We start from the raw sequence: 24,858 nt of genomic DNA on the forward strand, positions 1-24,858 counted from the left end.
CAGAAAAATATCTCCCAAAAAGGGGGAAAGACAGTGCTATGCCTTATTCGTACACAACCAACCTAAATCATTTGCTATGGTAGAAATTTACGCCGGGAGATTATGCGGAAGCCTGGCGCTGGCATTGCTGACCGGACTGGTTTATCCGTTAAAGACTTCAGCCGCCCGCGTGAGCCAGGGCCAGTTAACTATGGTACAACGGGAAGTGCCTTCAGAAGGGCGCAAAGTACCGTTAAAGAGTGTGCTCGCAGAGCTTGAGCAATTGTACGAGGTGCGCATCAACTACACCGGTAACACTATTAACGGCATCACTACGCAGAGACCTGCGGCCAAGGTGAATGCCGAAAAGCTGATCGACTATCTCAGCAATTTCCTGCGTCCGCTGGGCCTTGACGTAGAGCAGGCAGCGCAGGACCATTTCATCATATACAAAAAGGAAAGGCGGCATCAGCCCGCGGAAAAGCAACCGGAAGCGGCCGCTATCCCGGATCAGCCCGCTACCGGCACGCAGCAGCTGCACCTGGAAAGCGTTACGCAGCAGCAACCTTCCGTTTCCGGCCAGATAACGGATGAATCCGGTGTGCCTTTGCCGGGCGTGACCATTGTTGTGAAAGGCACTTTCAATGGCGCAAAGACAGATGAAAACGGCCGGTACACCTTACGGAACGTGCCGCCGAACGCCACGCTCGTTTTCAGCTACATCGGTTATAAAACGCAGGAAGTAAAAGTAAACACCCGCAAGTCCATCGACGTAAAACTGCTCACAGATGTGCAGTCCATGAAAGACTTTGTGGTCAACGGTTACCAGAAGCTCAACAAGGAAAGCTATACCGGCTCGGCGATCGTGATAACGGGAGAGGAGATCAAGCGCTTCAACCCGCAGAACATCCTCGCCAGCATACAGGCGTACGACCCGTCTTTCCGGATCATCGAGAATAACATGGCGGGCTCCAATCCCAATGCCCTGCCCACGATCAACGTGCGCGGCGCTACGTCCATGCCTACCGGCGATCCACAGCTGCTGAGCCGCAACGATCTTGCGCAGATCACCAACCTGCCCATGTTCATGCTCGACGGTTACCAGGTGGGCATTCAGACCATCTATGACCTGGACGCGAACAGGATCGAAGCAATTACCTTGTTGAAAGACGCGGCCGCCACCGCCATCTACGGCTCGCGTGCTTCCAACGGGGTGGTGATCATCCGCACCAAACAACCGAAAGAAGGCGCGCTCGAAGTGTATTACAACTACGAGCTGAACGTTACAACGCCAGACCTCACAGCCTACAGCGTATTGAACGCTTCCGAGAAGCTGGAATACGAAAGGCTCGCCGGGCTGTACACCTCCAACGGGCTGGATAGCCAGGATGACCTGGAAAAACAGTATTTCGATAAAAGAAGGAACGTGCTGAGCGGCGTGAACACTTACTGGCTGGCGCAACCGCTGGCCACGGATTTCGGGCACAAGCATTCCGTATCGCTGCAGGGCGGTTCGCCTTCCCTGCGGTACGGCGTGGACGCGCGGTACCAGACCAACAATGGCGTGATGAAAGGCTCCGGCAGGGACCGTTACAGCCTTTCCACCAGCCTCGCCTACAACCTGCAGAACAACAAGCTGCTGTTCCGCAACGCCTTCACCATTTCACAGGTGAACGGCAGGGAGTCCAACTACGGCGGATTTGAAAAATATGTGCGTATGAATCCCTACTATCCTAAAACGGATTCCAGCGGCCGCATCATGAAGGAAGTAGGTCAGTGGCGGTACCGTGACGGTGTGGACCGCGTGAGCGGGAACCCCGTGAACGCGCCGGTGTTCAATCCCCTGTACGAAGCCACCATCGGCAGCTTCGACAAGAACGAATACCTGGAGTTCATGGATGCATTTTCCGCGGAATACAATCCCAGCGCCGCCTGGAGGATACATGGCACCATCAGCCTCACCAAAAGGAAACAGGTGGCGGACAAGTTCGTATCGCCGTTGAGCAACGAATTCTGGCACTATTCCACGGCGGACCTGAAAGACCGCGGCAAGTATTATTACAAAAGCGAAGACTTTACGCAGGTGGACGGTAACCTGACCGTGAACTATAACAAGTCCTTCGCCAATGCGCACTTCCTGAACTTCTCCCTGGGCACCAACATCCAGGCATCGAAATTCACTGGAAGGGAGTTCGTGGCGGAAGGGTTTACGAACGACCGTTTTACGGACGTGTCTTTTGCACGCCGCTATGAAAGGGACAAGGCGCCTACCGGTTCCATTTCGGAAGACCGGCTGATCGGCGCTTTCCTGTCCTTTAACTACTCCTGGCAGAACCGCTTCCTGATGGACGGTACCGTGCGGGTGGACGGCTCTTCCAAATTCGGCTCCGAATCAAGGATGGCGCCCTTCTGGTCTTACGGCATAGGCTGGAACCTCCACAACGAAAAGATGTTCCGCAACACCATCTTCAATCAATTGCGGATCAAGGCCACTACCGGGCTTACAGGGGATATATCGTTCCCCGCCTATTTGTCCAACACCACTTACACTTACTACACGAACGACTGGTATTCCACCGGCGTGGGCACAGTTTTCGCGGCATACGGCAACTCGCGGCTGCAATGGCAGCGCACGCAGAACTACGATCTGAGCCTGGAAGCGTCCATGTTCAAAGACCGTTTGTACATCTCTCCGCGCTACTATCACAAGCTGACGAAAGACCTGCTGACGGACATCAACGTACCCCCGTCCACCGGCTTCTCCCAATACAAGGAAAACCTCGGTGAAATGGTGAACAAGGGTTTTGAAGTGTACTTCCGCGCCAACGTGCTCCGCGGCCGCGACTGGTCCTTCAACCTCAACGCCAACTTCGGCCACAACACCAACGTGATCACCCGCATCTCCGATGCGCTGAAGAACTTCAATGATGAGGTAGACAAGCTGCAGCAAGGCGACTCTTCACTGAGAACGCGCCCGCTGCTCCGTTACCAGGAAGGGCAATCCCTCAACACCATCTACGCGGTAAAATCCCTCGGCATCGACCCCGAGAACGGCCGCGAGATCTTCCTCAACTCAGACGGCACCACCACTTACACGTATGATGTGCGCAACACCGTACCGGTAGGGGACCAGACGCCGAAGCTCGACGGCTATTTCGGCGGCAGCTTCGTGTACAAGAACTTCGTGCTGGAATTCAGCTTCTACACCCGCCTCGGTGGCGATATCTACAACCAGACGCTGATAGACCGCGTGGAGAACGCGGACCCGCGGTATAATGTGGACAGCCGCGTGCTGGCCGAAAGATGGCGGCAGCCGGGCGATCATACCTTTTACAAGGACATCGCCGATCTGTCCTTTACACGCACCACTTCCCGGTTCGTGCAAAGAGAGAACAGGGTTGAGTTCAAATCGGTATACATGTCGTACGAGCCACCGGCGAAGCTATACAAGCGCCTGAAGATGAAGAACCTCCGGTTCGCACTGAACATGAACGACCTGGCCTACTGGTCCAGCATACAGGTGGAAAGAGGGATCAACTATCCTTTCGCCCGGAGCTTCACCTTCTCAATATCCACCAGGTTCTAAAAAGTACAGCGATGAAGAAATATCTGATATCTATCATAACAATATGCGCTTTCGCTTCCTGCAGCAAATGGCTGGATGTTACGCCGAAGTCGGAAGTATCGAAAGACGCGCTTTTTGAAACGGAAGACGGGTTCAAGGAAGCCATCAACGGCCTGTACAGCAGGTTCACCAAAGAGCAGCTGTTTGGCCGCGAGCTGACGGTGGGCACGCTGGACGCCATGGCGCAGAATTATAACATGGATGCATTCGACAGCTGGGGGTACCGCCAGGCCATGCAGTTCAGCTACGGACAGCAGACCTTTATGGAAAGAAGGGATGAAATATGGCTGGGCTATTACAATGTGATCGCTAACGCCAACCTCATCCTCGAAAATATTGATGAAAGAGCTGGCATCTTTTCCGGTAACAACTATGCGGTCATCAAAGGTGAAGCGCTGGCGATGCGCGGCTTCAGCCATTTTGATGTGCTGCGGCTGTTTGCCGATTCCTACGCGGCGGACCCCAATGGCAAGGGTATTCCCTACGTGACGGCGTTCAGCAAAGACATCCCGCCGCTGTTCAAGGTGGGAGAGGCGATAGAGCTGGTGATCAAAGACCTGCTTGCCGCGAAGGAGTTGCTGCGCGCAACAGACCCCATCGTGATGCCGGGCTACAAGGTCGGTTATCCGAATGCGGATACCGCCACCGAAACACAAGGCGACCTGTTCCTGCAGGTACGCCGCCACCGCATGAACTATTACGCGGTATGCGGCGAGCTGGCAAGGGTGTACCTCTACAAGAACGACAAGGAAAATGCGCTGGCCAATGCGCTGGAAGTGATCAACTCCGGCAAGTTCCCCTGGACGAAGCAGGCGGATTTTATGAATTCGGATGATGAGAAGAAAGACAGGATATTGTACAACGAACTGCTCTTCGCCTTCTACGCGCCGAATGCCACCGACCGCATCCGGGACGTGCTCAACAGCCAGTCCGCGCTCACGCTGATACCCTCCGAAGCGCGCAACATCTATGAAACAGGCGGTGTTGGCGCGGACGATTTCCGCTTCAAGCAATGGTTCCAGGAAGAATCCGGCAGCGCCGGCACTTACCTGCGGGTGATGAAATACGTACGCGACCCGGACGCCAACCTGTACGACCAGGTGGTGCCCGCCATCCGCCTGAGCGAGATGTACTACATCGCTGCGGAATGCACATTTGATACAGACCCGGGGAAAGCATGGGACTATTTCAATACGGTAAGGCTGTACAGGGGCATCGGCACTCAGCTGAGCGACCCTTCCAAAGCAGTATTCATGGCGGAACTGCTGAAAGAATTCCGCAAGGAGATGTTCTCCGAAGGCCAGCTGTTCTACATGTACAAACGCCTGAATACCCACATCACCGGTCCCTCCGGCAGCTCTATAGCGCCTTCCAGGGCCATTTTCGTGGTGCCATTCCCTGACGATGAAATCGCATACGGTAACAGATAAAAAAGCAGCGATGAAAAAATTACTGACAACAGGAATATTCGGGATCATATGCTTCTGCGCCTGTGAGAAAACAGTGGAGCAGGTATATACCTCCCCGGACAACATATATTTTGACTTTGACAATCCGGAAGAGGATTATGAAAGGATAGACAGTATCACCTATTCTTTCGCGCTGTATCCTGAAAAGGGAACGGATACGGTATACCTGCCTGTGCGCATCACCGGCATGCGCAAAAGCGCGGACAGAAAATTCAGGCTGACGGTGATCGACAGCGTTACCACTGCCGTAGCCGGCGTGCACTACAAGGCGATAGAGCCGGAGTACATCATGCCAGCGGATTCCGGCAAGGTAAAGGTGCCCGTGATCCTCTACAGCTCCGATGCTGCGCTGAAGGAACGCTCTGTGCGGATAAAGTTCCGCCTGGTATCTACCGAAGATTTTGCCGTGACCAACTACGCTTACGATACCGCGAAGGTGATCTTCTCCAACCGCCTCGAACAGCCCACCTGGTGGAACGTATGGGCCGGCGAGCTGGGCGCTTATTCCCGTGTGAAACATGAGCTGTTCATCCGTACCTCCGGTACCACAGAGCTGCCTGCCGTGCCATCCGGGGAAGTAGTGCCCATGGCGCTGTTCTTTACCCGTACTTTCCGCAGCTTTTTGTCCGACCCCTTCGCATGGGTAGCCGCCAACCCGGAGAAAGGGTATGTGCTGGAACCGGCGGGCGCGGGGAAGTATAACTTCTTCAGCACAACGAATCCCGACCTGAAGTATCCGCTGGAATTGAACACGGCGGACAACAAATACTATTTCCGGGATGAAAAGGGTAACCGTATTGTATAACTTATTATTGACCGTACATGCAAAAATATCTGATATATATGTTGGGCGGCCTGTTGTTGCTGGCAGCCTGCTCAAAGGATAAGGGCAATTACGATTACATCGATGTTCCCGATCCGGTTGTTACCAACCTGGATACGGCTTACGTAGCCATTTCGGGAGACAGCCTGATCGTCAGCCCGAAAATAACGCTGCGTTCCGGTAACAACGATTACTCCTGCTTCTGGAAGATCAGCGTGCCGGAAAAGGCCACCACACTGGATTATGAAGGGAAGGAACTGCGGATCGTATTCGGTCTCGGGCCGAACCGTTATAATGTATTGCTGAAGGTGCAGGACAATAACACCGGCCAGCGGTACTTCTATGAGTTTGTGATCAAAGGCCAGACCGAGTTTACAAGAGGCACCCTGGTACTGAGCAACCAGGGCGAGCATTCCATTCTCTCGTTCCTGAAACCGGACGGCACCGTGCAACCCGACATTTACCAGGCGGTGAACGGCGAATCCCTGCCGGGCGGCGGCATGCAACTGGTGCCCATCCGTCACCAGTTCTACATGAACCAGCTCAATTTCTACTGGCTGACCTACAGCGGTGGCGGCAGCGGCGCCGTGCAGCTGGATGCGAGCACCCTGCAACGCTCCAAAACCCTCGCGGAAAATTTCTACGAAGCGCCTGACAACATCCGGGTAGACTACATGCTGAATATGATCGACGGATTGACCACCGGCGTTTTCAACGGCAAAGTGTACCGCGGGACCTTTGAAACAGCGCCGTTCTGGCCGTACTACGGCTTCTGGGGCGTGCCCATCGAAGGAAATTATGCACTGCATCCGCAGCTCTTGCAGAACGGCTACGACAACCCCGGCGATTCCTACCTGTTCGGCTTCGAGAAGAACAAAAAGCAATTCGTCCGCTTCCTCGGCAATACTTACTTCGATACCTCATCTTATACGGTTGCCATTCCCGATACGGCCTTCAATCCGAAGAATCTCAAAATGGACCTGATCCACATGGAGCGGTTCAACGACGATAACCTGTATGCGTATTGCGACAGCATGGGTAAAAAAATAGAACTGCGCTTCTCCGTGCAGTTCACCGGCGGGAACAGAACGTTCAGGGCTTTGGAGAAACGTGAGTTTGCCGGCGCTTCCTTGCTCACGGCAGACACCAAATGGGCCAGCTCGCCCATCCGCGTGTTCTTCTTTACGTCCAACGACAAGATATACCGCTACAATCCGCTCAGTGAAGAGCTGCGCACGCTGGACGCCGGTTTTAACGGCAAGAAAGTGACCATGCTCAAAGTGCTGAACAACGGCGACCTGCTGGTGGCCGGAACGGAGGGCAGCCTCTACTTCCTGGATATCAGCACCGGCCACAACGGCACGGTCATCAAGCAGGTGGACGGTATCCCCGGCGCACCCGCGGATATTCTGCACCGGGAAGAATAACATAAACAACTATTCTATGAATAAAAGGCGCATCCTGAAAAGCAGGGTGCGCCTTTTTTGCGTCAGCTACCGGGGCACGAAAATTGATCCGTTCCGCAGCAATAAAAATCCGTTTTTCCGTATAACAGCCGCCAGGCAATGCAGAAATTGCGGCAAATCTTTTTACCATGCAGCAGGAATATATCAGGATCAGGGGCGCCCGCGAGAACAATCTCAAAAATGTATCGCTGGACATCCCGAAAAGGCAGATCACGATCTTTACCGGCGTTTCCGGTTCCGGGAAATCATCTATCGTATTCGATACCATCGGCGCAGAGGCGCAGCGGCAGCTGAACGAAACGTTCAGCATGTTCATCCGCAACCGCCTGCCACGCATCAGCCAGCCGGAAGCAGACGTGATCGAGCATCTATCTACCGCTATCGTGATCGACCAGAAGCGCCTCGGCGGCAATTCCCGCTCTACCATGGGTACCATCACCGATATTTACGCCGTGCTGCGCCTGCTGTTCTCCCGCATCGGGCAGCCGTTCGTGGGCTATTCCAACACTTTCTCCTTCAACGATCCCTCCGGCATGTGCCCGGAATGCATGGGCGTTGGGCAGAAGATAGAAGTGGACCTGGACAGGTTCCTGGATAGATCGAAATCACTCAATGAAGGCGCTATCCTGTTCCCCACCTTCGGCGTAGGTACCTGGTACTGGAAAAGCTATGTGTATTCCGGCCTGCTGGATAACGACAAAAAACTGGAAGACTACACGGAAGACGAGTGGCAGACGCTGCTTTACGGAAAGGGTACCTTTGAAACCGCGCTGGACAACAATGTGCCCATCACAGCGAAGTTCGAAGGGCTGATAGATAAATTCAACCGGCTGTACATCCAGAAAGATGCCGCCGAAATGTCCGAGCGGACAAGAAAAAATGCAGAGCAGTTCCTGAAAATGGGAACATGCCCCGCTTGCAAGGGCGCGCGGCTGAACGCCGCCGTGCTGGGCTGCCGCATCAACGGGCTGAACATCGCCGAGATGTCCGCCATGGAAGTTTCCGCCCTCGTAGGCATCGTGGAAAAGATACAAGACCCCATTGCCGCGCCGATGATCGCTTCGCTGGCCATGCGCCTGCAGCACCTGGTGGATATCGGCCTCGGTTACCTGAGCCTCGACCGGGAAACGGCCACGCTTTCGGGCGGGGAATCACAGCGCATCAAAATGGTGAAACACCTCAACAGCAGCCTTGTTGATATCATCTATATTTTCGACGAGCCGAGCATCGGCCTGCATCCGCGGGACGTGCACCGTCTGAACGAACTGCTCGTGAAGCTGCGCGACAAGGGCAACACCATCCTCGTGGTGGAGCACGACCCTGATGTGATCCGCATTGCCGATCATATTGTGGACATCGGCCCCAAAGCCGGCAGCAACGGCGGAGAAGTGGTATACCAGGGCAGCTATGACGGGCTGTTGCAGGCGGATACCCTCACCGGCAGGTTCCTCCACAAAAAAACAACGCTGAAAGACAAAGTGAGGCAACCCACCGGCGCGCTCTCCATCCGTAACGCCCATATCCACAACCTGCGGAACATTTCCATCGATATTCCCACCGGCGTACTGACGGCCGTAACCGGCGTGGCAGGCTCCGGCAAAAGCTCGCTGATCAACAAAGTATTCCTGTCGCAACACCCGGAAGCGGTGGTGATAGACCAGTCCGCCGTAGGCGCCTCCATCCGCTCCAACCCGGCCACCTATACCGGCATCATGGACGACATCCGCCAGCTCTTCGGCAAAGCCAACAAAGTAAGCGCATCGCTGTTCAGCTTCAACTCCAAAGGTGCTTGTCCCGGTTGCCAGGGCCTCGGCTTCATTTTCACCGACCTCGCTTTCCTGGAACCTATCCGCACCATCTGCGAGATATGCAACGGCAAGCGCTTTTCCGAAGAGGTGCTGCAATACACCCTGCATGGCAAGACCATCACGGACGTGCTGGAAATGACGGTGGAACAGGCGCTGGATTTCTTTCAGCGCAAGGAAGTAAAGAACAAACTGAAAGCCATGTACGACGTGGGGCTGGATTACCTCACGCTGGGCCAGCCGCTCAGCACGCTTTCCGGCGGCGAATGTCAGCGCATCAAGCTGGCCGGCGAACTGCACAAAAGCGGAAGCATCTATGTGATGGATGAACCCACCACCGGCCTGCATTTATCGGATACCGGCCATTTGCTGGAGATCATCGACCGGCTGGTGGACCTCGGCAATACGGTAGTGGTGATAGAACATAACACGGATGTGATCCGGCATGCGGACTGGATCATAGATCTCGGTCCCGGTGGCGGCAAAGACGGCGGCAGGATCGTATTTGAAGGAACGCCGCAGGAAATTCTGAACGCCGAAGGATCACTAACCGGGAAGTATTTGCTAATTTAGGAGTAGCTTAACAAACAGTCCATGAAGATCATCATCCCGCTTTTGATGTTGTTTGCCGCTCCATCCTTCGCACAATCCCTGACCGCCACGATCCTGGAAAAGGACAGCCTGTTCTGGCAGGCGTACAATCAATGCGACCTGCCGGCGTTCCGGCAGTTTTTTACGGACGATGTGGAGTTTTATCACGACAAAGGCGGCCTCACGCAGGGAGCCGACAGGCTGACCAGCAACATGAAAGCGAATTTGTGCAGCAACACGGGCTTCGGGCTGAGACGGGAAGTGATCGAAGGTAGCGTAAAGGTATATCCGCTGCAGCAGTCAGACACTATTTACGGAGCGATCATCTCCGGCGATCATGTATTTTACATCCTGGAAAAAGGTAAGGCGGAGCGGCTGGACGGACAGGCGAAATTCACGCACGTATGGGTGCTGAAGAACGGTGAATGGAAAATGTCCCGCGTACTCAGCTACGATCATGGCCCCGTGAAGTACGTCAACAAACGCAAGGCGGTTACGCTGCCGGATGCCGTGATCAGCGGTTACGCCGGAACGTATGCCGGTCCGCATACCCCATCGCTGATCATCGAAAAGGAAGAAAACCGGCTGGTGATCGTCAATGGTGATAAAAAGATGGATATTTATCCTGAAAATGATCATCTCTTCTTTTCCCGCGAGCGCGATCTTACTTTTGACTTTGTTGAGAAAGGATTGATCGTGCGGGAAAGCGGTGAGATAGTGGAGCAACTGGCATATAAAGGAAAATAAAAAGTATGGAAGAACTGTACGCCGGCAAATGGACGGGGCAATATACTTACGGGGATGAGTACGCTGAGGAGCTTAGAGGGCTCTCCGTGCCTTTTATTATCGACATACAGGTGGATGACGATGGCGAGTTGGAAGGGATGTGCATGGATATGGATGAAGAGCAGCTGGAAGCAGTTGTGAAAGGTTATATCGAGGACGGCTACATTAGTTTTATAAAAAAGTATATGGAGACCGATCCGGGGGGAGAGCCGGTATTTATGGATATTCATTATTACGGAGAATACCGCGATGGGGCATTTGCGGGAGAATGGGAAATTGAATGGTCGGTGATTAATGAAGCAGGTAGCCGGGTGGAGTATTTGAGCACGGGTATCTGGGAAATGCGGAGGTTATGAGCAGAATCACGATCGAAGATTATTCCCCGCAATGGCCAGTGGAATATGAACGTCTTAAAAAGATATATGAGCAGCATCTCGGCCATCTGGCCGCGGACATACAGCATGTAGGCAGCACTTCCGTGCCCGGCTTGCCGGCCAAGCCGATACTGGACATCGATATCATTATCGATGATGAAGAAAAGCTGCCCGCGGTGATAAAAATACTGGAAAGTATCGGGTATCAGTATGCCGGTGACCTGGGCATCAAAGACCGTTACGCTTTCAGGGCGCCTTCATCTTCCACAGTTGCGCATCATCTTTACGTTTGCCTGGCCGGCAGCGATAGCCTCCTCAATCATTTAAAGTTCCGTGACTATCTGCGTGCGAATCCCGAAGCGGCGGTGCAGTATGGGTCGTTGAAGAAACAACTGGCCGTTGCATTTGCCGATGACATAGATGGATATGTTGAGCAAAAGACGGCATTTATTACCGGTGTGCTGGAAAGAAGCGGGTTTGCGCAGGATGTGATCAAAGAGATCGCTTTGCAGAACAGGAAGAAATAAGATAACATCCTTCGTTGCGGCCCCATTCCACCTGCTTACCTCAATTTCCCGTAAATTCGCGCTCATAAAAATCAGTAATATGGAATTAGGCATCAGCACCTTCGGAGAAGTACAGCCCGAAGGCGTATCGGGAAAGGCAGTAGCATCGCACCGCAGCATGCAGGAATTGATCGCGGAAGCAAAAATGGCCGATGAGAGCGGGCTGGACGTGTATGCGCTCGGCGAACATCATCGCCCCGACTTCATCATATCCGCCCCGGAAGTAGCGCTGGCAGCGGTGGCAACGGCCACAAAGAAGATACGTCTTTCCAGCTCCGTTACCGTACTTAGTTCGGCGGACCCGGTGCGCGTATTCCAGAACTTCGCTACGCTGGACCTGGTATCTGGCGGAAGGGCGGAGATCATGGCAGGCAGGGGCTCGTTCACCGAATCATTCCCGCTGTTCGGCTACAGCCTGCAGGACTATGATGCTTTGTTCGACGAGAAACTGGACCTGCTGCTGCGCATCAATGAGCAGGAGGTGATCACCTGGAAAGGAAAATACAGGGCGCCGCTTTTTCAGAAAGGCATATATCCGAGACCGTTACAGCCGTCGTTGCCGGTGTGGCGCGCCGTGGGTGGTACGCCCGCTTCCGCTGTCAGCTCCGGGCGGCTGAACCTGCCGATGATGGTGGCCATTCTCGGTGGAAGACCGGCGCAATATGTACCTTTTGTTGAACTATACCGCAAATCCGCCCGGGAAGCCGGGCATGACCCCGCAGCACTGCAACTCGGTATTAACTCACAATTCCACATCGCCGAAAATTCAGATCAGGCCGCCGACGAATTTTTTCCTTCCTACGAAAAGCTGATGAACAGGGTAGGAAAGGAGCGCGGATGGTCACCCATCACCCGCGACCAGTTCGAGATCATGCGCCTGCCGGAAGGCCCGCTGTTCGTGGGCAATGTGCAGGAGGTGACGGACAAGATCATTTACCAGCACGGGCTGTTCAAACATACCCGCTTCCTTGGGCAGCTCATTAAAGGATATATCGATCATGGGAAGGTGTTGAAGGCGATTGAGTTGTTTGGTACGAAAGTGGCGCCCGCGGTGCGGGAGGCTTTGGGGTAGCCCTGTGCAGACGTGTGCTCCTGCTGTTGCTTATTTTTTTACTATTGACAACCTTTTGAGCAGACCGATGTTTAATTGAGTATATGAGCTTTTGAACAACCCTATAATAGTAAAGAGAACCTGCCTTGCACCCCGACGGCAATATCCTGTATTTTGCTTCGGAAAGGCCTGGAGGGCTCGGCGGAACGGACATCTATTACTGCGTTAAGAACGATTCCGGATGGGCGGCTCCGGTGAATGCTGGCCCGCTCATCAATACGCCGGGCAATGACATGTTCCCTTACATCAGCGTTGCCGGGGATCCTTATTTTCCTTTATCTCGTTAATTCTTCCTGCAACGACGTTATACGACCCGGCTTAACGAAAGCTCAGGAATGAGCCCTGATCATCTGTTCCAGCTCTTTTGCCTGCACGACGCCTGATTGCCGCCACAATGCCTTGCCGTTTTTGAACAGGATCAGCGTGGGGACGCCCTGCACCTGGTAGGCCATCGCTGCCGCGGGGTTCTTGTCCACATCCACCTTAATAATGGTGGCGGCTTCTCCGAGATCACTTTTCAGATTTTTAAGGATGGGTTCCATCGTTCTGCAGGGACCGCACCAGGTGGCGAAGAAATCCACCAGTACCGGCTTGTCGCTATTGATCATTTCAGCAAATGTGGCCATGCTCGTTGCTTTAAGGTCGTTTTACGCAAAAATCGTGCTATTTCGCCACATAAAAAAAGGGGGCCGGCTACAAAAGCCAGCCCCTCTTCTCATGCATCATGAACTGGTTACTCAAACCCGTTCGGTTTCAATAAAGGATTGGAATTCAACGCCCTTGCAGGTATGGGGAATACACTTCTGTCCCTGCTGTCAGCCGGTTTGTCCCACCATTCATTGCCGAACCTGTTCCAGCGCACGAGGTCCGTTCTGCGGTGACGTTCACCAATAAATTCGCGGCCCAGCTCATTTACAAATTCATCATCCGTCAGTCTTGCGATGTTCGTTACATAGCTTTGCGCCGGCCAGTCCGCAAGCGCAAAATTCCTGCTGCGCACGGCATCCAGCAACGCGGCTGCGCCCGGTACGTCGCCCGCGCGGTATTTGCATTCCGCGAGCGAATAGTAGATCTCCGCGAGCCTGATCTCCGTGGCGGAGTTGAACTGGAAGAACTGCTGCGACATGGGCAGCCAGGGGAACTTGATCAGCCTTACGCCTGAATTTTCTTCCCCCGTGATCACATGCGAGCCCTCATTCCAGCGCCCGCCGGGCTTTTCAGAGAACCTCGCCACCTGGTCCACATACACCAGCGGCTTGCCGTTGTACTCTTCCGTGCCGTTGACGGGCTTGGTACTGTCGAAGCCAAAGTCGGTCGCGGTATTAAATTCATATTGCGGGCCGATCAGGAAGAAGCCTTCGTAATCCGCATTTTTGGAAGTGGTCCGGAATGCCTGTTTCCTTTTGTCGGTGGCGGCAAACCTTTCGTACGGCATGCCGAGCTTGTAGGTGTACAGCGCGCCGTCCGGGTTGCGGGAAGGGGTGAGGTGAATACCGTTCCAGGAACCCCAGTCATTGTCCAGCGAGTAACGTGACTGGTAATGCATCGTAGCGTTGTACATCCAGCTGAATTCGTAGAGATTCTTGGCGTGGGGGAATTCGAAGATGTTTTCCGGGGAACGGTAATCCTTGATACCGGAGCGGAACGGCCCGCGGTAGTCCGTGTCAATGGAGTAGGTGCCGTAATCCCCGTCAATGAGGTCCTGCGCTACGGTGGCGCATTCTGTGTATTTCGCTGTGCCGATCCATTTTTCCGCGTTCAGATACAGGCGAACGAGCAATGCGGCCGCTCCGCCCTGATCCCAGCGGCCAACGCCGCCGTTCTTGGGCAGCAGGGGAAGTGCTTCTTTCAGCTCGGTTTCGATGTAGGTGAATACTTCCTGCGGGGTGGACTGCGCTGCGATGGTCTGGGGTTCCGTATAGATCGGAATGTCCCGGAAATAATCGATCAGGAAGAGGTAGAACCAGGCGCGGAGCACGCGCAGTTCGGCAACATGCTGCTGCTGGTCTTCCTCGGTCATGTCAAACAATGAATAGTCAAGGCCGGCGAGATCTTTCATGATCACGTTGCACTGTGCAATGCCCTGGTAGGGGCCTACCCATCCGCCGTTGATATGCCCGTCGTCGGGCGTCCAGGTGTGGCCGTGCATGCGCACCCAGTCGCCGCCATCATAACCGTGTTTTCCTTTTTGCGTCCATACGAACTGGTCCGCGGTTAGCTCGGAGAGTATCCAGCGGTCGCCGTCCCATCCGCACCAGTGCGCATGTTCATACGGCCGCAGCAAAGCCGCGGTCACCGCTTTTTTACTGGTATAATACTGGTCGGCGGGCGCTACATCAAATGGTTCTTCGTCCAGGTTCGTGCAGGATGTAGCGGCGAATATCGATAACAGCATGACGCTGCATAGTTTCTTCATGTTCATGTCTGTGAGTTTAATGTTCATAGTTAGAATGTTACCTGCGCACCAAAAGTGAAGGTCCTTGTGATCGGGTATACGCCCAGATCGCCATAGCCCGGTGTGAGGCCGGTTACATTCACCACCGTGGGATCAAGCCCGGTGTATTTCGTAATGGTGAATACATTCCTGACGCTGCCGTAGATCCGGAAGTTCCTGATCGCCTGTACGCCAAGGTTGGGCGACCATCCGAGCGTAAGGTTGTCCAGCTTGAAATAATCGCCTTTCTCCAGGAAGTAATCGGTGATCACTTTACCGGATTTGATGTGGCCGTTGCGGGAGTAGGCGTCCGCCAGCAGGTTGATGCCGGGCTCCGCCTGCAGGCCGTAGTACATCTGGTAAAGGTTCAGGATGTCATAATCAAAACGTCCGCGGAAGAACAGGCTCAGGTCAAGGTTTTTGTAAGTGAAGTTGTTGCCCCATGCCAGCTCGTAGCGCGGCGCGCCGTGGCCGATGTACGCCCTGTCGCGATCCGCATTGCCTTCGCTGGAAGCAATGATCTTCTCTTTACCTACCACGCCGTCTTTCCAGATCAGTATCCTGCCTTCTTCATCCACGCCCGCATATTTGTAGCCGTAGAAGCTGCCCAGCTCGGTGCCGGGATCAAGGCGGTAAGCGGGACCGGGATTGCCGGGAGAGGGAAGGTTCTGCAGGTAGCGGAAGTTGCCGTGGAATTCGTTGTTGGACCAGGTCACCAGCTTTGTTTTGATATAAGATGCGGTGACATTGGTGTTGTACGTGAAATCCTTTGTGGCGGCTACTTTCCAGTTAGCGGTCAGCTCAACGCCTTTGGAGCTGGTGGTACCTACGTTCACAAACATCTGTTCATGCAGGTAGGCGCCCACGGGCACGTCGTAGTTCCCGAGGATGTCCCGGCTGCGGCGGTCGAATACATCGAGGCTACCGGTCAGCCTGTTGTCCAGCAAGGCAAAATCAAGGCCGATGTTGTAAGCGACTGCTCTTTCCCACTGCACGTTGGGGTTGAAGTTGTTACCCGGCCCGTAAACACGCACCCATTCACCTTCATCGTTGAGGTAACGGCCATACGGCGCGTACTTGGCGAGGGAGGTGTAGCGCGGAAAGCCGGAGCGGCCGGTAACGCCATAGGATGCACGAATTTTAAGGTCGTTGATCACGCTGCTGCCTCTCAGGGCTTCCAGGTTGGAAATGCGCCATGCGGCAGACACTGCGGGGAACATCCCCCATTTGTTGTTAGCGCCGAACTTGCTGTTCCCTTCGTAACGGAACGAAGCGGTGAGGAAGTAAGTGTTGTCGAAATTATAATTAAGACGGCCGAGGAAAGCGATGAGCTTTTCCTTGCTCTTGTAGGAATCCATGCCCAGGCGGCCTTCTTCGAGGTTCCAGCTGCCATCGTCCAGGTTGTTGTAGCCGAAGCCGTCGGAAATGAAATCCATGTTCTCCGCCCAGAAGGCCTGGTTATTGAATTCCTGGTAGGAGTAGCCGCCCATCAACGCAATATCATGTTTGTCGATGCGCGTGTTGTAATTGCCGAGCCATTCCAGCGTATAGTCCGTCCATTTTTCGCTTTGCAGGCGCGCCCTGCCCAGGCGGTCGTTCTGCACGGATTCCGCTGATTTGGAAGTATAATATTCCCTTCTCAGCATTTCATGTCCCTGGCGGGCCACTTTTACTTCGGTGCTGAGGTTTTTGAGGATGTTGAGCTTCACGTTGAGGTCCACGATGGAATAGTTCTGATCGGCGCCGTTCTCCCGCGCCAGGAGGTCCTGCACCGGATTGTAGGTATCATACCCCTGCAGGGTGTTATAGTTCAGCGGGTTGTCCGGATCCATCACGGGCAGGGTAGGGTTGAGCTTCACCGCCTGCTGGAAGGCATTGTAATTGGTGTACTCTTCTTTCGCGATACGCTGCGAGAGGTTGCCGGTAAATTCCAGCACGCCGTCGAGCGCTTTCTGCTGGAAGTTGGCGCGGTACCCGTATTCCTTCCGTTCGGTGGCGATGTCTATCCCTGTTTTGCTTCTGTAGTTGCCGGAAAGCCGGAAGATGCTGTTGGGCGTACCGCCTGATACGGTGAGGAACTGGTTGGTACCGAAATTATTGGTGCGGAGCAGCTCGTTGTACCAGTTGGTGCGCGCGCCTCTGTCCGTATCCCGGCCTTTTTCCAGGAACTCCTCGGCAGACAGCAGCTCGGGTTTGGCGGCCACCACGTCATGTTCCACATAGCTGTCGTACGTAACGCTCACATCGCCGCTTTTGCCTCTTTTGGTCTGCACCAGCACCACGCCATTGGCGCCGCGGGAGCCGTAGATGGCTGCGGCGGATGCATCTTTGAGTACCGTGATGGATTCAATATCCTGCTGCGCAATGTTGCGGAGGTCTCCGCCCGGCATACCATCAATAACCACGAGCGGGCCGTTGCCGGCTTCGAGCGATGCGGCGCCGCGTATCTGTATGTCCGTGCCCCGGTTAGGGTCCGCGGCAGCGGGATTGGATACGGTAACACCCGCCACTTTACCGTCGATCATCTGCAAGGGGCTGTTGTAACCGCCTTGCAGGAAGTCTTTGCTGTTAACGGTGGTCACCGCGCTGGTGAGGTTTCTCTTCTGCACGGAGCCGTAACCTACCACCACAATGTCCGACAGCTGGCTGACAGAAGTTTTGAGTGAAATCTTGATGTCTGTCTGCGATCCAACGGTCAGCTCCTGTGTTTCGTAGCCGATGGTGCTGATCACAAGCACAGCGGAATCGTTGGGCACATTGAGCTTGAACTTGCCGTCGCCCCCGGTGAAAGTTCCGCTGGTAGTACCTTTGATGCGGACGCTCACGTTGGGGATGGCAACACCGCTGTCATCTGTAACAGATCCGGTCACCTGTTTTCCCTGTGCAAATACGGTTGCGCAAGCCAGGAGAAACAGCGCGGATAAAATGGACGCCCTGCCCGCAAAGTGCCTGCAAAATCGTTTTAGCAACTTGTGCAAATGCCGGGCTTGAAATTGGGTTGAGTTCTTCATGATGATAAAATTTTGATTGTGAGGATCAGGTAACAAAAAAGGGATGAGCAGAATTTTATTTGATTCCGGTTAGACGTGGTTTATGTTGAATGTGGAGAAAATACCCTGTAACGTAGTCTGGTAGCAGAAAAGTCAGGGCATGACAGTAACTGAATGAAAAGTGTTTTTTTCATACGCGCACACAATAGTTTAGTTCAGTAAATCAGTTATTCATCGTTCGTGCAAAGTTTCCTTCATCGCTTCCTTCATCGGATAATAAAAGTTTTTTTGACAAAAGCGCTCCCGTTCCGTTGATCCGTCAACGGTGTCCCCTGATCTGTTCGTCATTACGCAAACAAACTCCTCCTTCCATGGATTTATCAACAGGTTTACTGCCTGTCAACTGTTGCAGGCAATAAATCTCCCCGCTGAATCATCAACGGCGTCGATCAGTCGATCAATTAATAAAAGTGAATGGCTGTTACTTTACTGGCGGATGTCGCTCGATTAGATTTTTAAATTTGGCACTGTTTCTTTTTACTTGTTAACAATCATAACGTTTACGTTCATTTTGCGATACGGTTATTATATCGCGGTTTTCATGGGTACTTTCGGGTCTTAGTAATGGCTCGTAAAACTATCACTGTCTTCAAAAATAAGGCCAGTTTATGGCATTTCTGTAATGTAGACGCTTTTATAGTTATTGTGGGACCAAGGTACATATTTAGGTTGAGTTTTCAAATAAACTTTCCATGATCGGCGCTGCTAAAATTGAATGCGTTTTAGCGGTATAAATGCAAAAGCCTTGCGGACGGGGCGTTCGGCAAGGCTGAAGGATGCAGCGAAATTAGTTGCGTGTAACCGTTCTTCCTGCTGCTTCGCGGGAATGTCGTAACTCACCCCGTATGTTGTCGTAATCCCCCATCAGCATCCTTGAAAAATGCTCCTATGTTTGCATCAACAAATCAAAAAACACTAAGTATATGGCAACACAAATTTTCGTGAACTTACCGGTGAAAGATCTCAACAAAAGTGTGGAATTCTTTACCAAACTGGGCTACACATTCAACCCGCAGTTTACAGACGAGAATGCTACCAGCATGATCGTTTCCGATAATATTTTCGTGATGCTGCTGGTGGAACCTTACTTCCAGACGTTCACAAAGAAACCGGTGACGGATACTTCCAAATCCAACGAAGCGATCATTTGCCTCTCCGCGCAAAGCCGCGAGGAAGTGGATGAGATCGTGAGCAAAGCAGTGAGCGCCGGCGCTACTACGCCGCTGGACAAACAGGACCATGGCTTTATGTACGGGCATGGCTTTCGTGACCTGGACGGTCATCTCTGGGAGTACATGTTCATGGACATGAGCGCAATGCCGCAGGAATAAAAACGGAGATCAATAAGCAGCGGGGCCGGTGATATTTACTGGTCCCGCTTTACGATAGCTTTTTCCGCAAATACTCCTGCAATACCTGCGCATTGTTATGCGCTTCATCGCGGGCGGCGTACAGCAGGGTTACTTTTTTATGCTGCCTGATATGTTCGATCAGCGTTTGCAGCGCATCCGATCCTTTCAGCTCCGTTTGGTACTTTTCTTTAAACGCGGTCCATTTGTCGGGATCATGCCCGAACCATTTGCGGAGGGTAGTGGAAGGCGCAATGTCTTTCAGCCATTCGTCAGCGTGCACGGCTTCTTTTTTAAGCCCCCGTGGCCAGAGGCCGTCTATCAGCACCCTGAAACCGTCGCTTTTCTCAAATGGCTCGTATACTCTTTTAATATGAATGGTGTATGACATGGCTGTCAAGATATATTTTTCCGTTGGATGCCGTGAGCGGATAAACGGCAATGGCCGTTTTCGCAGGCCCCGCGGTCACGGCGCCGGTTTTCACATCAAACTGCGACCCGTGCCAGGGGCATTGTACCGTGCCGCAGATCATGGCGCCTCCGGCCAGGGAGCCGCCGCGGTGTGTACAATGATCTGCAAAGGCCACGTATCCCTCTTCCGTTCTGCCGATCACCAGCCGCCGGCCATGTAAATGTACCAGTTTCATCTGGTTGATCTTCAATTCATTTTCTTCCGCTACGATCAACGGCCCTTCCTTGCCGTCCAGGTACACTTCCTTCCATTTCCCGGCATGCGCGTAGCGCGGGTCTACACCGATCTGGTTGCGGTATACCAGTGTGCCGCCCATCCATCCCGCAAAACCCATCAATATAAAACCCGCCAGCTCCAACCCGATGATCACGAAAGGCATGAACGCCCGGTCTTCCCGCAATATCAGCGCTATCACAAACAGCACGAGCATGGAGATGTTCAGCAGTGCATGGCTGGTGGCTCTTTTCTTTGCGCTGCTGCGCGGCGGAACGGTACCGAAATAATCGATAGCGCCCGGAATGGCCGCAAGTATCGCGGCTACCACGCCTGCTGCTTCGAGATATAAGCCCGTTTGCCAGAAAGCGTCGCTTTCCCGGAGCACGGCCAGTACATCGAACAACAGGGCGCCGGTAAAGAAGGCGATGGGGAACGCTACAAGCATGGGGTGCATGGGGTGGCTCTTGATGGAGGCTTTGCTTTTCATGAGTGGGTCCGTTTGATTGTGAAATACAAAACAATCGGTATGCCAGACCGGTTGCGGGGAAAATGTCGCAATACCCCCTCTTATTGCCACAATCGCCCTTTCCCCGGCATTTTAACAGGCGTAAGTTTACATTAAAAAAGAGGCCATGAAAAAGATCGCAATGCTCGTATATGAAGATGTTATTCTGTCTTCCGCTTCAGGGGTGATGGACATGCTGATCGGCACCAACAGGTTGCTGGAGGGCGAAGGAGAGCCCCCGGCCTTTGAAATAACACTGGTCAGCGAAAAGATCAGGAACATACAGCTGCAGGTCCCCGCCCAGTTCGTCAGCTGTAAAACGCTGGATGAAGTGGGGGAAACCGACCTGATCCTTGCGCCGGCATTCAACGGCGTACCGGATGCGGTGCTTGCAAAGAACGAAGCGCTCATCAGATGGCTCCGCGCCAGGCACGATGAGGGTACGGAAGTTGCCAGCCTCTGCCTCGGCAGCTATTTCCTGGCTGAAGCAGGTTTGCTGTCCAACAAGTGCTGTACTTCCCACTGGATGGCGATTGCGGACATGCAGCAACGGTACCCGGATGTGAAGCTGCTGGCGGATATTGTGATGACGGACCAGGAAGGCATCTACACCAGCGGCGGTGCTTTCTCATCGCTGAACCTCGTGCTGTACCTCATTGAGAAGTTCTGCGGGAGGGATATCAGTATCCAGGTCAGCAAGATGTTCGCGATCGATATGGACAGGGTGAGCCAGGCGCATTTTACCGTATTCCAGGGCCAGCGCAGGCATGAGGATGAAGAGATACTCCGGGCGCAGTCTTACATCGAACAGAACTATCACATGCAGATATCCATCGAGCAGATCGCGGAGCAGACGAATATGAGCAAACGCAATTTCATCCGCCGTTTCAAAAGCGCCACGCAGAACACGCCGCTGGAATATCTTCAGCGCGTAAAGATCGAATCCGCGAAGAAAGCGCTGGAAAAGAACAACCAGAACATCAGCACGCTGATGTATGACGTGGGGTATAATGACCTGAAGACGTTCCGCAGTATTTTTAAACGGGTGACGGGGCTGACGCCGCAGGAATACCGGCGGAAATACCGGCGCTCTGCGTAACTTCTGACATATAAAATCGGGGCTAACCAGTGCTTTGCAGCCTCCCAAAGTGGAGGTAATGCATTTGCTGGTCAGCCCCTTTTCTCTTACAGGAATTGTTTTGATGTATCCTCTGCCGAGCATTAATATTTCAGCATCCGCCGCGTGTATATTTTCTTGCCGGCCATGACGCGCAGGATGTAAACGCCCGCGGGCACAGCGGATAAGTTGACCGTTTGTCCGTTCAATATCTGCTGCGGCGCTGTTACTTCCATACCGCTCATATTGTACAACCTTACCTGCAGCGTTTCTTCCATAGTATTTTCAACTGTTATTTTCACCACATCACGGAATGGATTGGGGCCGGCGATGAGCAATGCCGGCGTGGCTTCCATGATCTGCGGGCGGTAAGCCATGCTGCCGGCGGAAAGCGGCGTGTACAGCTGGCTTTTCGGTACCACTTCTCTTGCCTGTGAGGCGCTGGCCCATTCCAGTTTGCAGTCCGCCCCGCCGTTGTGCTCGAAATATTCCAGCCGGATGTCGTACTGCTGGCCCGCGGTAAGGCTGATCGTACCGGAATATTCCACGCCCCAGTCATCGATCCATTTATCGATGATCAGCTGGTTGTTGATCCAGAGCCTCCGGCCGTTGTCGCTGTTGACGTAGAAGGTGTAGACTTCCGTGTAGCGCGGCTGTATCTTCCCTGTCCAGCGTACGGAGAAGCTGTCCGTATTCACCCGGTAATCCGGGGAACCGTTGCCCCATACAAAATTGATGGCTTCATCATCGCGGCTGAAACGGAAGGTGTTAAAGTTGATGCCGTTGAAATATTCCGCTGACAGGCCGTCGCCGGCCGTATGATTGATGATGACGGACGATACGCGGTCGTTCCAGTCCCCGCCGATCCAGCCTTGTGTAGCCGTGCGGGTGGTGCTGGCGCCGGCAAAATTGTCGTGCTCGAACATCTGCACTTCAAACCCTGCGGGAACGGTGAAAGAGGTGATGTCGTCATTCGCCACGCCACCGGCGATGAGGCCGTTATGCGTATGGCTGCCCGCGGAGAAGCCGCCGGAATAGCCGCCGAAGTTCAGGTGTTTGTAGAAGAACACCTGGTCCAGCGTGGCGGCGGCTTCCAGCAGCATGATGCCGCTGAGCTGTGTAGAGTAATCTGTGGTGGCGCCGGGTTTGGTCGTCCAGTTGGGATTCATGAGCAGGTTGCCCGCATTGATGCCGCGGCCGTTCAGCGCCTGCGCGCTGGAGCGGATGGCGTTCTCGTACCGGGCTTTGGTGGCCGCGGGCAGGGCGCCTTCACGGGCAAGCAGGGTGAAGTAACGGATGAATATTCCTTTGAACAGCCCGCCATCTCCGGCGCCGGTTTCATTCGTAAAGAATACGCCGCCGCTCAGATGGTTGTTCATGGCGTATTCCGCGGTCTTCACCGCATCATCAAGGTAGGATTGCGTGCCGGTGACCTGGTAAAGTTCCAGCGCCGCGCCGATCCAGGTGCCGATGTTATAGGAGAATATCCACGAAGTGTTGGTATTGCCGGTGGCGGCATCATAGCCATCCCACACCGCGCCGTTGACAGGATCTACGAGCACGCTTTTCTGCCATGCGTAGATGGACTGCGCGCGCTGCAATGCTACCGCGTTGCCGGTGACCTGATGCAGCCGCGCCGCGAAAATAATGGCCGGGCCGTTGGAGCAGGCGTTGAAGGAATTGGGCTGGCTTTTATTCCATTGCACGGCATAGCTTCTTTCGGGATGCATGCCGGTCTGGATGTCCGTCCACAACGTATTGGCAACGTTCAGGTAATCCGCGTCGCCGGTGTTCTCGTAGGCGCGGAGGCTGGAAATGGCCAGCCATTCCATATCATCATAAAAGTGATTGATATAGGTGTTGCCGTTAGAAGTTCTGATACCGTTCAGCAACGTTTTCATCCGTTGCAGGTACGTTTGCGAGTGCGTGCGGAGATAGCCGTCCGTCAGCGCATCCAGGCCATTGGAGTTCCACCAGTAGTGGAAGGTGCTGCTGCCGGAGTTGTTTTGCTTGTAATAATTTCCGTTGGAGGAAATGAAAAGGTTGTGCGTGTTCGCCTGTATGGCTTCGGCCACGGGACCGTAGACAGATTGCTGGGCCTGCGCAGACAGTACGGGCAGACAGATCAGCATAAGGGTAGAAATCTTTGACATACGTGTAGAATTAGTGGAATGAGAGATAACTGACGGGTTAAAAAAGGTTCTTCAAACAAACTGCACGGGGCGGGCATTTTTCATTGGAACGGGCCTCATATCTGTACGTGGAATGCCGTATCTAAATATAAAAAATAATTCCGTCATTTGGCATGGTTTTCCCACTTTTTACCGGAAAACGGTATTGTTATGAAAACATCCAATCAGCAGAACAAACAGCCGAAACAGGGGATGGCGCATACGCCGAGGCCGGAGATCAGGGATAACCTGGACAGCCGGAAGAATGAGGAGCAGGACGGTAAGGGCGATGATACTACGCACAACAAAAAGGTGCTGAAAAACGACAAGCTGAAGAAAAAATCCTGAAGAAGCAGCAAAATGGGGAATCTCTTCCCCGGATTGCTATAACAAGGGCGTGGTGCTGATGGCACCGCGCCCTTGTTGTTTTTGCCGGTCTATTACGACTGATTTTTACTTTCCACATAATTTTTAAGCAGCTTGCCGATGATCTCGGTCCATCCGGCGGCAAAGCTTTCCCTTTTGAAATCGCGTTTGTCCGGGAAGGTTTCCAGCCCTGTGTGCGTCAGCTTCACCCGGGTTTTACCGCCTTCGGGGAACAGCTCGAAGGTGACCTCCGACTCGCCGGGGTAGTTCTCGTATTTCCAGGTGTACGCCAGTTTTTTGCCCGGCTCCACTGCGGTCACCCTGCAGAGATGTACATACGTTTCCTCCTCGCTGCCGCCGGAAAATGTAAATTCAAAACCGACTACCGGCTTGAATTCCGCCAGGTCGAAATACCATTCCTTCATCTGGTCGCGGTCTGTGATGGCCTGCCATACAGCATCCGCGGGTGCATCAAGGGTGCGTTCAATAACAAAGGGTTCCTTGTTCATATTGTACGTGGTTTTAATTGTGTAACTATATGGTTACAAATATAAGGAACCTTTTGGTTACACAATGCGACGGA

The 24,858-nt window shown here is 53.5% G+C and carries 19 protein-coding genes; 12 read left to right on the top strand and 7 right to left on the bottom strand.

Going from position 1 to position 24,858, the window contains the following annotated elements:
• Window positions 1–76 precede the first annotated feature (76 nt).
• From CCY01nite_RS17020 to CCY01nite_RS17060, 9 genes are all read left to right on the top strand, one after another.
• Window positions 77–3,565 carry a SusC/RagA family TonB-linked outer membrane protein gene (locus CCY01nite_RS17020; protein WP_146864348.1) on the top strand — a complete coding sequence of 1,163 codons (3,489 nt, stop codon included), beginning with the start codon at window positions 77–79 and terminating at the stop codon, window positions 3,563–3,565.
• An 11-nt stretch (window positions 3,566–3,576) separates the two neighbouring features.
• Window positions 3,577–5,034, top strand: a complete 1,458-nt coding sequence (locus tag CCY01nite_RS17025) for a RagB/SusD family nutrient uptake outer membrane protein (protein ID WP_146864350.1) — start codon at window positions 3,577–3,579, stop codon at window positions 5,032–5,034.
• Between the two features lie 10 nt (window positions 5,035–5,044).
• A complete protein-coding gene (locus CCY01nite_RS17030; protein ID WP_186831113.1) occupies window positions 5,045–5,878 on the top strand; it encodes a DUF4843 domain-containing protein in 834 nt (277 codons plus the stop codon).
• Between the two features lie 17 nt (window positions 5,879–5,895).
• Complete coding sequence (locus CCY01nite_RS17035; protein WP_146864354.1) at window positions 5,896–7,323, top strand: PKD-like family lipoprotein; 1,428 nt, start codon at window positions 5,896–5,898, stop codon at window positions 7,321–7,323.
• A 167-nt stretch (window positions 7,324–7,490) separates the two neighbouring features.
• Window positions 7,491–9,740, top strand: a complete 2,250-nt coding sequence (locus tag CCY01nite_RS17040; RefSeq protein ID WP_146864356.1) for an ATP-binding cassette domain-containing protein — start codon at window positions 7,491–7,493, stop codon at window positions 9,738–9,740.
• Window positions 9,741–9,761: 21 nt separating this feature from the next.
• On the top strand, window positions 9,762–10,505 hold the full coding sequence (locus CCY01nite_RS17045) for a nuclear transport factor 2 family protein (RefSeq protein ID WP_146864358.1): 744 nt from the start codon (window positions 9,762–9,764) through the stop codon (window positions 10,503–10,505).
• 5 nt (window positions 10,506–10,510) lie between these two features.
• Window positions 10,511–10,900: a hypothetical protein gene (locus tag CCY01nite_RS17050; protein WP_146864360.1), complete on the top strand. Its 390-nt coding sequence runs from the start codon at window positions 10,511–10,513 to the stop codon at window positions 10,898–10,900.
• Complete coding sequence (locus CCY01nite_RS17055) at window positions 10,897–11,445, top strand: GrpB family protein (RefSeq protein ID WP_146864362.1); 549 nt, start codon at window positions 10,897–10,899, stop codon at window positions 11,443–11,445. The genes CCY01nite_RS17050 and CCY01nite_RS17055 overlap by 4 nt, the downstream gene beginning before the upstream one ends.
• Before the next feature lie 79 nt (window positions 11,446–11,524).
• Window positions 11,525–12,556 (top strand): Atu2307/SP_0267 family LLM class monooxygenase, encoded by a 1,032-nt coding sequence (locus CCY01nite_RS17060; protein WP_146864364.1) that lies wholly within the window; start codon window positions 11,525–11,527, stop codon window positions 12,554–12,556.
• Between the two features lie 368 nt (window positions 12,557–12,924).
• Here CCY01nite_RS17060 and trxA read toward each other — a convergent pair whose 3' ends face one another.
• The 3 genes from trxA to CCY01nite_RS17080 all read right to left on the bottom strand — a co-directional run bounded on the left by trxA (window position 12,925) and on the right by CCY01nite_RS17080 (window position 18,040).
• Complete coding sequence (trxA, locus tag CCY01nite_RS17070) at window positions 12,925–13,221, bottom strand: thioredoxin (protein ID WP_146864368.1); 297 nt, start codon at window positions 13,219–13,221, stop codon at window positions 12,925–12,927.
• Window positions 13,222–13,328: 107 nt separating this feature from the next.
• Window positions 13,329–15,038, bottom strand: a complete 1,710-nt coding sequence (locus CCY01nite_RS17075) for a RagB/SusD family nutrient uptake outer membrane protein (protein ID WP_222614428.1) — start codon at window positions 15,036–15,038, stop codon at window positions 13,329–13,331.
• A gap of 2 nt (window positions 15,039–15,040) precedes the next feature.
• Window positions 15,041–18,040 (bottom strand): SusC/RagA family TonB-linked outer membrane protein, encoded by a 3,000-nt coding sequence (locus CCY01nite_RS17080; protein ID WP_146864370.1) that lies wholly within the window; start codon window positions 18,038–18,040, stop codon window positions 15,041–15,043.
• A gap of 962 nt (window positions 18,041–19,002) precedes the next feature.
• On the opposite strand from CCY01nite_RS17080, the gene CCY01nite_RS17085 reads away from it, so the two are divergent.
• Window positions 19,003–19,410 (top strand): VOC family protein, encoded by a 408-nt coding sequence (locus tag CCY01nite_RS17085; RefSeq protein WP_146864372.1) that lies wholly within the window; start codon window positions 19,003–19,005, stop codon window positions 19,408–19,410.
• A 49-nt stretch (window positions 19,411–19,459) separates the two neighbouring features.
• Here the strand turns inward: CCY01nite_RS17085 and CCY01nite_RS17090 are convergent, their stop codons facing one another.
• The gene (locus tag CCY01nite_RS17090) at window positions 19,460–19,819 is read right to left on the bottom strand and encodes a DUF488 domain-containing protein (protein ID WP_186831114.1); all 360 of its coding nucleotides are present in this window, start codon (window positions 19,817–19,819) and stop codon (window positions 19,460–19,462) included.
• Window positions 19,797–20,603: a Rieske (2Fe-2S) protein gene (locus CCY01nite_RS17095; RefSeq protein ID WP_146864374.1), complete on the bottom strand. Its 807-nt coding sequence runs from the start codon at window positions 20,601–20,603 to the stop codon at window positions 19,797–19,799. The genes CCY01nite_RS17090 and CCY01nite_RS17095 overlap by 23 nt, the downstream gene beginning before the upstream one ends.
• 145 nt (window positions 20,604–20,748) lie before the next feature.
• Between CCY01nite_RS17095 and CCY01nite_RS17100 the strand changes: the two genes are divergently transcribed.
• On the top strand, window positions 20,749–21,720 hold the full coding sequence (locus tag CCY01nite_RS17100; protein WP_146864376.1) for a GlxA family transcriptional regulator: 972 nt from the start codon (window positions 20,749–20,751) through the stop codon (window positions 21,718–21,720).
• A gap of 122 nt (window positions 21,721–21,842) precedes the next feature.
• Here CCY01nite_RS17100 and CCY01nite_RS17105 read toward each other — a convergent pair whose 3' ends face one another.
• Entirely contained in the window at window positions 21,843–23,891 is a 2,049-nt protein-coding gene (locus tag CCY01nite_RS17105; RefSeq protein WP_146864378.1) for a glycoside hydrolase family 76 protein, read from the bottom strand.
• Between the two features lie 189 nt (window positions 23,892–24,080).
• Between CCY01nite_RS17105 and CCY01nite_RS26650 the strand changes: the two genes are divergently transcribed.
• Window positions 24,081–24,257 (top strand): hypothetical protein, encoded by a 177-nt coding sequence (locus tag CCY01nite_RS26650; protein ID WP_186831143.1) that lies wholly within the window; start codon window positions 24,081–24,083, stop codon window positions 24,255–24,257.
• Window positions 24,258–24,349: 92 nt separating this feature from the next.
• On the opposite strand, the gene CCY01nite_RS17110 is transcribed toward CCY01nite_RS26650, so the two are convergent.
• Entirely contained in the window at window positions 24,350–24,784 is a 435-nt protein-coding gene (locus tag CCY01nite_RS17110; RefSeq protein WP_146864380.1) for an SRPBCC family protein, read from the bottom strand.
• Window positions 24,785–24,858 lie beyond the last annotated feature (74 nt).

Origin of the sequence: Chitinophaga cymbidii, from assembly GCF_007992715.1 — a bacterium.
GTDB classification, from domain to species: domain Bacteria; phylum Bacteroidota; class Bacteroidia; order Chitinophagales; family Chitinophagaceae; genus Chitinophaga; species Chitinophaga cymbidii.